The 7,568-nt window shown below is 73.5% G+C and carries 8 protein-coding genes; 3 read left to right on the plus strand and 5 right to left on the minus strand.

Annotated features, from left to right (window positions below):
• Positions 1–223: 223 nt before the first annotated feature.
• From ABTY15_RS39145 to ABTY15_RS39155, 3 genes are all read right to left on the minus strand, one after another.
• Entirely contained in the window at positions 224–1,411 is a 1,188-nt protein-coding gene (locus ABTY15_RS39145) for an NsdA family TPR-like regulatory protein (RefSeq protein WP_350607315.1), read from the minus strand.
• Between the two features lie 176 nt (positions 1,412–1,587).
• On the minus strand, positions 1,588–3,030 hold the full coding sequence (locus ABTY15_RS39150) for an amino acid permease (protein ID WP_350607318.1): 1,443 nt from the start codon (positions 3,028–3,030) through the stop codon (positions 1,588–1,590).
• Positions 3,031–3,273: 243 nt separating this feature from the next.
• Positions 3,274–3,498, minus strand: a complete 225-nt coding sequence (locus tag ABTY15_RS39155; protein WP_350607321.1) for a hypothetical protein — start codon at positions 3,496–3,498, stop codon at positions 3,274–3,276.
• Between the two features lie 153 nt (positions 3,499–3,651).
• Between ABTY15_RS39155 and ku the strand changes: the two genes are divergently transcribed.
• Positions 3,652–4,665 carry a non-homologous end joining protein Ku gene (gene ku / locus ABTY15_RS39160; protein WP_350607324.1) on the plus strand — a complete coding sequence of 338 codons (1,014 nt, stop codon included), beginning with the start codon at positions 3,652–3,654 and terminating at the stop codon, positions 4,663–4,665.
• A gap of 52 nt (positions 4,666–4,717) precedes the next feature.
• Entirely contained in the window at positions 4,718–4,999 is a 282-nt protein-coding gene (locus tag ABTY15_RS39165; RefSeq protein WP_350607326.1) for a hypothetical protein, read from the plus strand.
• Between the two features lie 97 nt (positions 5,000–5,096).
• Here the strand turns inward: ABTY15_RS39165 and ABTY15_RS39170 are convergent, their stop codons facing one another.
• Both ABTY15_RS39170 and ABTY15_RS39175 read right to left on the minus strand, forming a co-directional pair.
• Positions 5,097–6,485 (minus strand): NADP-dependent succinic semialdehyde dehydrogenase, encoded by a 1,389-nt coding sequence (locus ABTY15_RS39170; protein ID WP_350607329.1) that lies wholly within the window; start codon positions 6,483–6,485, stop codon positions 5,097–5,099.
• 162 nt (positions 6,486–6,647) lie between these two features.
• Complete coding sequence (locus ABTY15_RS39175; RefSeq protein WP_350607332.1) at positions 6,648–6,929, minus strand: DUF6158 family protein; 282 nt, start codon at positions 6,927–6,929, stop codon at positions 6,648–6,650.
• On the opposite strand from ABTY15_RS39175, the gene ABTY15_RS39180 reads away from it, so the two are divergent.
• Positions 6,921–7,496: an MFS transporter gene (locus tag ABTY15_RS39180; RefSeq protein WP_350607337.1), complete on the plus strand. Its 576-nt coding sequence runs from the start codon at positions 6,921–6,923 to the stop codon at positions 7,494–7,496. The genes ABTY15_RS39175 and ABTY15_RS39180 overlap by 9 nt on opposite strands.
• Positions 7,497–7,568 lie beyond the last annotated feature (72 nt).

Consider the following 7,568-nt stretch of genomic DNA (forward strand, 5'->3'; position numbering starts at 1 on the left):
GGCCGGTCGTCCACGGTGATCTCGTAGGTCGTGGTGATCACGATCCGGTGGCCCTGGTACTCGGCCGTGCGGACGGACTTCGCCGGGCCGTCACCCGGGGCGTGGGGTGACCGTGCGTGCCCCGGGTGCGCGGGCCGTGCGTGTCCGGGGTGGGGGCCGTCCCCAGGTGTGGGCCGCCCGGCGTCCGTACGCCGCTTCCGGGGCGGCCCGCGCTCGCCGGCGCTCAGTCGTGGGCGTCCTCGGCCCCGGCCAGCCAGGCGCGGGCGCGGCGTTCCTCGTGCGCGATGCGGCCGGTGGCGCCGGGGGGGAGGCGGGACAGGACGGCGGCCGCGGCCTCGGCGCGGCCGGCCCGGGCGTAGGCGCCGGCGAGTCGGCCGGCGACCAGGGCGTGGTCGCGCGGGTGGACGGCCGGGTCGACGCGGGCCAGTGCCGCGCCGAGATGGGCCACGGCCGCGTGGGCGTGGGCGGTCCGGCCGGTGCGCAGGGCGAGTTCGCGGTGGCAGGTGCCGTGCGCGACGCCGAGGACGAGTTCGGCCCGGGTGAGCCAGGGCGTCGGCTCGCCGGTGGCGAGGGCGGCCTGGGCGAGCCGTTCGGCGTCCGCGAGGGCCCGCAGGGTCTCGGACACCGCGCCGGCCAGGGCGTGGGCGTGGGCCCGGGTGACGGCGGCCCAGGACCGCAGGCCCGGCCGGGGGTGGACGAAGGTGTCCGCGGCGGCGGAGGCGGCCTCGGCCAGCGCGAGTGCGGCGGTCGGGTCGCCGGCCCACCAGTGCAGGGTGCTCTGCCGGGCGAGCAGTGCGGTCACGGTCGCGTGGTCGCCGGCCGCGCGGGCCCACTCCAGCCCGGCGGCGTACCAGGTGAGCGCGCGGGTTCGGCGGTCGCCCTCGAAGTGGGCCCAGCCGGCGAGTTCGGCGTACCGGGCGGCGAGCGAGCGGACGGCGGCGGCGCTCTCGCGCGGGGCGCCGTACTGCCGGTCGGCCAGGGTGCGGGCGTGGTGTTCGAGGACGGCGGTGAGCTCCTCGCCGCCGATCCGGGCGGCGGCGGCCCGGTAGACGGTGAGCAGTTGGCCGAGCACCTGGAGGGTGACGGCGTCCGGGTGGACGGCGCCGGGGCCGGGCGGGGACGGCCGGGCGGGGACGGCGAGTTCGCCGAGGCGTTCCCGCTCCTGTTGGACCGGCTGCCACAGGGCGGCCAACTCGCCTCCGGTGAGCAGGAGTTCGTCGGCTCGGGCGGGCAGGCCGGGCGGCGGCCAGCGGCGGGCGTTCTCCACCCGGCTGATCAGCGAGTTGTGGTAGCCGAGCAGGCGGCCGAGTTCGGCCTGGCTGAGGCCGCGGCTCTCGCGCCAGTGGCGGAGCCGGTGGCCGAAGCGCAGGCGTGCGGACGCGGGTGACGTGGGGGTGGGGAGGGGCGGCACGGGGTCTCCAGGCGGGTGGGGGAGCGCTCGTGGGGGAGCGCCTGGCCGAGAACTCCCCTTGACGTGGCAGGGTCAAACTGGGGTGGGGGTCCCGAGCGCCCGGGCGGGAACGACGCCGGGCCCGGGAGCCTCCGCAACGGCTCCCGGGCCCGGCGTTCGCACGCGGCGCGGACGGGTCAGGACTCCGCCGCCACCGCCGCCCGCCGCCGTCGGCCCACCACGGCCGAGGCCGCGAGCACGATCGCCGCGGCGACCAGCGACAGGTACATCTGATCGCGCCCGTCGGCGTCGGTGAACATGTACGCCATCACGAACCCGATCATGCCGATGGCCGTCCAGGTCAGGTAGGGGTACAGCCACATCCGCACGGTCAGTCGCTCGGGAGTCTCCCGCTCGATGATCCGGCGCATCCGCAGCTGGGAGAAGCAGATCACCAGCCAGACGAAGAGCGCAACCGCGCCGGAGGAGTTGAGCAGGAACTTGAACACCGAGTCCGGCCAGGCGTAGTTGAAGAAGACGGCGATGAAGCCGAACACCACCGAGGAGAGGATCGCCACCCGCGGCACGCCGGTCCGCGTCACGGTGGCGAAGGCCTTGGGTGCGTCGCCGCGCTGTCCGAGCGAGAAGGCCATCCGGGAGGCCGTGTACATCCCGGAGTTGAGGCAGGAGAGCACTGCCGTCAGCACGATCACGTCCATCACCTGGCCGGCGCCCGGGATGCCCACGTGCTCCAGCACCGCCACGTACGGGCTGCCCTTGACCGCGGCCGAGTCCCACGGCAGCAGGGTGACCACGAGCAGGATCGAGCCCAGGTAGAAGACGCCGATGCGCCAGATCACGCTGTTGGTGGCCTTGCTGACCGCGCGCTCCGGGTCCTCCGACTCGCCGGCGGCCAGGGTGACGATCTCGCTGCCCATGAAGGCGAACACGACGGTGAGCATGCCGGTGAACACCGCGCCGACGCCGTGCGGCAGGAAGCCGCCGTGGCCGATCAGGTTGGTGGTGCCGACCGCGTGGGTGCCGGGCAGCAGCCCGAAGGCGGCCAGCGTGCCGATCACCAGGAACGCCGCGATCGCCACCACCTTGATCCCGGCGAACCAGAACTCGAACTCGCCGTAGGAGGCCACCGAGAAGAGGTTGGTGGCGGTCAGCACCGCCATCACGATCAGCGCCCACCCCCACTGCGGCACGCCGGGCACCCAGTGGTTGAGGATCTTCGCCCCGGCGGTGGCCTCCACCGCGAGCACCACGACCCAGAAGAACCAGTACAGCCAGCCGATGGTGAAGCCCGCCCAGCGGCCGAGCGCGCGGTCCGCGTACGCCGAGAACGAGCCGCTCTGCGGGTCGGCCGCCGCCATCTCGCCGAGCATCCGCATCACCAGGACGACCAGCACACCGGCCAGCGTGTAGGAGAGCAGGATGCCCGGTCCGGTGGAGGCGATGCCCGCGCCCGAGCCGACGAACAGGCCGGCGCCGATCACCCCGCCGATCGCGATCATCGACAGGTGGCGGTTCTTGAGGCCCGCCTTGAGGTGGCCGTCGCCGCCGCCGTGCCCGACCGGTCCCTGCTGCTGGGGGACGTGGGGAGCTACCGCCGACTTGGTGGTGTCCGCACTCATCTGAGGTGCCCTGTGCCTTTCCCGCGCGGTGTGACCCTCGGCTCGTTTCGCCGGAGGGTGGGGGACGGACCCGCGCAACGCGGTGCAACCTAACCATTACGCACGAGTATCGGAACAACGCCTCGATAACTGTTCGCTCAGCGGACACAAAAGAGCAGGTCAGCGCAGGTGCGAAGGGGTCGCGAAAAGCTCAGATCTGACGCACCGCCAGGTTGTGGAAGTCTCCCGAAGCTCTGCTGACGCTCAAATCCCGTGCAATTCCAGGACGGTGATCCGAAGATCATTCGTCGGCGAACCTCCGGCGAGTCGCGTGGCCAGGATCCGCGGGATGTCGTCCTCCTGCGAATAGCCGGGCACCACCGTGACCTCGTCCTGTCGCGGGCCGGGCTCCCCGGCCACGGCGAAGGTGACCCGGTACGTCACCCGGTCCGGTGACGGAACGTGATCGATCCCTCGCTCGGCGGTCATCGGCGGCCACCTCCTCCGGCCCTCGGGGTCCATTGTTCGCCACCCGTCCGTCGGCGGCGGGCTGATGGTGCGAACCGGGGGGAACCCGGGCACAGTGGAAGCTCCGGAGCGGGCTGCTCCGGCGGGCGGGAACCTCCGGGAAGGAGCGACCCCATGCAGACCACCTGGAAGGGGACGATCAGCTTCGGGCTGGTCAGCATCCCCGTCCACCTCTACTCGGCCACCCAGGAACACGACGTCCCGCTGCACCAGGTGCACGCCAAGGACGGCGGACGGGTGCGGATGAAGCGGTACTGCGAGCGGGAGGAGAAGGAGGTCCCGTACGCGGAGATCGCCAAGGGCTACGAGTCGCCCGACGGCCGGACCGTGACGCTCAGCGACGACGACCTCGCCGACCTGCCGCTGCCCAGCAAGAAGATCATCGACGTGCTGGCCTTCGTCGAGGCCGGCGAGATCGACCCGCTGATGTTTTCCAAGGCCTACTACGTGGGCGTCGCCGACAAGTCCGCCGAGAAGCCTTACGCCCTGCTGCGCGACGCGCTCGTCGAGTCCGGCCGGATCGCCGTCACCAAGATCGCGCTGCGCACCAGGGAGTCCCCGGCGGTGCTGCGGGTGCACGAGGGCACGCTGGTGCTCCAGACCTGCATCTGGCCCGACGAGGTCCGCCCGGCGGCCGGCATCGCACCCGAGGAGGGCGTGGTCGTCCGGCCGCAGGAGCTGAAGATGGCGCGGTCGCTGATGGACACCCTCTCCGAGGACTTCGACCTCTCCCAGTTGCACGACGACTACCAGCAGGCCCTGCAACAGGTGATCACGGCCCGGCTGGAGGGCGTCGAGCTGCCGCACGAGGAGGAGCCGGGCGAGGCGCCGGACAACGTGATCGACCTGATGGAGGCGCTGCGCAGCAGCCTCAAGCAGGCGAAGAGCGGCGGGCGGCCGAGCGGGCGGCCGAGCGGACGGGGGAGCCGGGCCGCCGAACCGGAGGAGGAGCCGGCGGAGGAGGCGGCGAAGACTCCCGCGCCGCGCAAGCGGGCCCCGGCGAAGAAGTCCGCGTCCGCGGCGAAGACGACCACGGCCGGCTCGACCACGACCGGCTCGACCACGACCCGCTCGACCGCGAAGAAGACCACGACCAGGAAGAGCGCGGCGCCGCGGAAGGCATCCTGACCCCCGCGCGCGCCGCAGACCCGGCAGTCCCCCACGATCGGAGGCGATCCCGATGGACCTGCTGACCTACAAGGAACTCGACACCGGCCCCGACGCCCCGAAGAACCCGGGCCTCGCCCACCGGGCCTGGCACTGGCTGCTCAGCCTCAGCCCCACCGTGGTGACCTTCATGGTCGCGCTCTCGATCGGCCTGGCCATGGTCGGTGTCCAGGTGGACTGGTATCCGATGATCGGGCTGATGTCCCTCTTCTGGGCCGCGACCTTCCTCGCCCTGGTCGGCATGGTCGCGCGCTGGATGACGCCCGGCCCGGGCAGGCACCGGATGGCTGCCTGACCCGGCCGGGGCGGCGTTCGGGCTTCCACGGCCCGGGCTTCCACGGTTCGGAGTTCTACGGCCCGGGGTGCTACGGCCCCGAGTGGCTGCGGAGTGCTCAGCCGACCCACACCGTGGTGACGTTGCAGAACTCCCGGATCCCGTGCCCGGACAGCTCCCGCCCGAACCCGGAGCGCTTGACGCCGCCGAACGGCAGCGCCGGGTGGGAGGCCGTCATCCCGTTGAAGAACACCCCGCCGGCCTGGATGTCGCGGACGAAGCGTTCCTGCTCGCCCTCGTCACGGGTCCAGACGTTCGAACTGAGCCCGAACGGCGTGTCGTTGGCGAGCGTCACCGCCTCGTCCAGGTCGGCGACCCGGTAGACCGTGGCGACCGGGCCGAAGGTCTCCTCCAGGTGGATCCGCATCGCCGGGGTGATGCCGGTCAGCACCGTCGGCTCGTAGAAGTACCCGGTGTCCCAGCCGTCCGGGCGCCCGCCGCCGCACTCGATCCGGGCGCCGTGCGTGCGGGCGTCCTCGACCAGCTCCTCCAGGTCGTCCCGGCCCTGGCGGCTGGCCAGCGGGCCGACGTCGGTCGCCTCGTCCATCGGGTCGCCCACCTTCAGCGCGCGCATCGCCTCGGTGAAGGCCGCGGTGAAGCGGTCGTAGACGTCGGCGTGCACGATGAAGCGCTTGGCTGCGATGCAGGACTGGCCGTTGTTCTGGGCCCGGGCCCGGACGGCGGTCTGCACGGCCGCGTCCAGGTCGGCGCTGGGCATCACCACGAACGGGTCGCTGCCGCCCAGCTCCAGCACGGCCTTCTTCACCTCGTCGGCGGCGGTGGCGGCGACCGCCCGCCCGGCCGGCTCGCTGCCGGTCAGGGTCACCGCGGCCACCCGGCGGTCCCGGATCACGCCCTCGACCGCGCCGGACCCGATCAGCAGGGTCTGGAAACAGCCCTCCGGGTAGCCGGCCCGGCGGAACAGCTCCTCCAGCGCCACCGCCGTCCGGGGCACGTTGGAGGCGTGCTTGAGCAGGCCGACGTTGCCGGCCATCAGCGCCGGCGCGGCGAACCGGATCACCTGCCAGAACGGGAAGTTCCACGGCATCACGGCCAGCACCGCCCCGATCGGGCGGTAGCGGACGTAGGCGCGGGCCGCCCCGGCGTCCGCCACGTCGGCCGGCGCGGGGTGCTCGTCGGCGAGCAGCGCCTCGGCGTTGTCGGCGTACCACCGCATCGCCTTCGCGCACTTGGCGGCCTCGGCCCGGGAGGCGGTGAGCGGCTTGCCCATCTCCTCGGTCATCGTGCGGGCCACCGCCTCCCGGTCCTCGTCCAGCAGGTCGGCGGCCCGGTGCAGCAGTTCGGCGCGGGTGGCGAACGGGGTGGTGCGCCAGTCGTGGAACGCGGCCTCGGCGCGGGCCAGCCGCTGCTCGACGCCGGCCGCGTCGAGCGGTTCGAAGGTCTCCAGCACCTGGCCGGTCGCGGGGTTGACGCTGGCGATGGGCATGCGGGGCTCCCAGGGGGTCGGGGACGGTGCTCCGGGGTTCGGTGCTCACCCTTCCCGACTTCCCGCCTCCGGGCACGCCACACCGCCCGGCGTGTCCCCACCGGGCGGGCGGGGCGCGGTGCGGAACCGCGCGGCCCGGGCCCTGCCCGGGTCTGCTCGCGGCTACTCGGGCAGCGACTCCACCCGGGCCGCCGCCTCGCGGGCGCGGGCACCGGCCCTGGTCCGGCCGGCGGTCACCTGGCGGTTCGGGAAGCGGTTCAGGTACTCGGCCTCCAGCTGCCCGGTGCGCAGCGTGTGCCGCTTGAGTGCGTCCTCCGATCCGTACAGGAAGGTCTCGTGCCGGGTGCGGTGCAGCTGTTCCAGCTCGTGCAGGAGCGTGTCGTTGCCCAGGGCGTGCGGGGAGATGCCCTCGGGCCGGATGTGCGGGTCGGCGACGTGCCGCATCTCGGTACCTCCTCGGCGGAAGCCCCCTCCTACCGGGTGCCCGGTGCGCGCCGCCGGTACACCCGTTCGGGCGGCCGGGCGGCCGGGCGGGGAGCCAGGCCGCCCTGGTGCGCGCCTGGTACGCGGACCGGCTCGGCGCGCGGCGTACGGATCGTCCTGCTCACCGCCACGCCCTGCGCCCTGCTGCTGCCCCTCGCCGCCCCCGGGCCACGGCTCGCCCTCTACGTGCTGGGCTCGCTGGTCACCATCGCCGGGGTGGTGCTCGGCAACGTCGTGCTCGGCAGCTTCCGCCAGTCCTACACCCCGCCCGCCCTGCTCAGCAGGGTCGCGGCCACCTCGATGTTCGCCAACCAGGCCACCATTCCGCTCGGCGCCCTCACCGGCGGCCTGCTCGGCAGCGCCCTGGGCCTGCGGCCCGCGATGTGGATCATGACCGGCCTGCTGGTGCTGAGCGCCGCCGTCCTCCTCGCCTCCCCCCTGCGCACGTCCCGCGACCTGCCCACGGGACGGGCCCAGGGCCTGTCTGACAATTCCCGCCGGGCGCGCGACGCCGGGCATCCCGCCTGACGCACCGGCGAAACGCCCGAGTACGACCCAGTACGAGGTCGCTTCGCCGGCACGCCCAGCCGGGCGCCCAAC

Source organism: Kitasatospora sp. NPDC097643, assembly GCF_040302625.1.
GTDB lineage: Bacteria > Actinomycetota > Actinomycetes > Streptomycetales > Streptomycetaceae > Kitasatospora.

Bases quoted from the DNA above. Each gene is read 5' to 3' on its own strand.
- ABTY15_RS39165 (WP_350607326.1), top strand. From the start codon at position 4,718: ATGGACCTGCTGACCTACAAGGAACTCGACACCGGCCCCGACGCCCCG.
- ABTY15_RS39155 (WP_350607321.1), bottom strand. From the start codon at position 3,498: ATGACCGCCGAGCGAGGGATCGATCACGTTCCGTCACCGGACCGGGTG.
- ABTY15_RS39170 (WP_350607329.1), bottom strand. From the start codon at position 6,485: ATGCCCATCGCCAGCGTCAACCCCGCGACCGGCCAGGTGCTGGAGACC.
- ABTY15_RS39175 (WP_350607332.1), bottom strand. From the start codon at position 6,929: ATGCGGCACGTCGCCGACCCGCACATCCGGCCCGAGGGCATCTCCCCG.
- ABTY15_RS39150 (WP_350607318.1), bottom strand. From the start codon at position 3,030: ATGAGTGCGGACACCACCAAGTCGGCGGTAGCTCCCCACGTCCCCCAG.
- ku (WP_350607324.1), top strand. From the start codon at position 3,652: ATGCAGACCACCTGGAAGGGGACGATCAGCTTCGGGCTGGTCAGCATC.